This window comes from Alkalicoccus luteus (assembly GCF_012034335.1).
In the GTDB taxonomy this organism is placed as follows: domain Bacteria; phylum Bacillota; class Bacilli; order Bacillales; family Salisediminibacteriaceae; genus Alkalicoccus; species Alkalicoccus luteus_A.
Genome location: NZ_JAATHJ010000079.1, coordinates 1 through 518 on the forward strand (window position 1 = coordinate 1; position 518 = coordinate 518).

1 protein-coding gene is annotated in these 518 nt (G+C 51.4%); it reads right to left on the bottom strand.

Translation table 11 applies throughout. The annotated features are described in order from the left end of the window. Positions 1-57 precede the first annotated feature (57 nt). Positions 58-204, bottom strand: coding sequence for a hypothetical protein (locus tag HCN83_RS17995; protein WP_168009792.1), 147 nt, complete (start codon positions 202-204; stop codon positions 58-60). Between the last annotated feature and the right edge of the window lie 314 nt (positions 205-518).

The window sequence follows — 518 nt, forward strand, 5'->3', positions numbered from 1 at the left end:
CTTTCCCGATGAGACGTTTCAATGTTGAACAGGGGTGTCCGTACTTCGTAGAATTCATTATGAAAGTACAAAAAGCAGTCGCGTCTGCCTGTTGTGACGTTGTTTTCCACGAAGCAGAGCCGTTTCCCCGATGTGTCCGGCGGAGACGCCAGTGGAAGCCGCGCAGCCTGAAGATTCCTTGCCGTTCAGATCTGAGAACGGCATCAACGCACGAGCGGAGCCGGACTGGGTCTTGAAGGCTTCTTGTAAGAAGCCTGTGTCCGAGTGAAGCCGTGCCTTTCTTCCCTTCATACAAGGGTCACCCTGAGAAATAGCTGAAGGCTAGCCCATGGCAAGCTTCCGCTGGTAAACAGAGGGGAAATACAACCAAACGAATAAACATGTAAGTTGTAAGACTTTTTCAACAATCGAGTAGGAGGAGGGATTATCCCTCCGTCCTCTCACACCACCGTGCGTACGGGTCCGTACACGGCGGTTCAATAAGTTGAGTGATGCGCGTCATGCATCTTGCGGTAAAA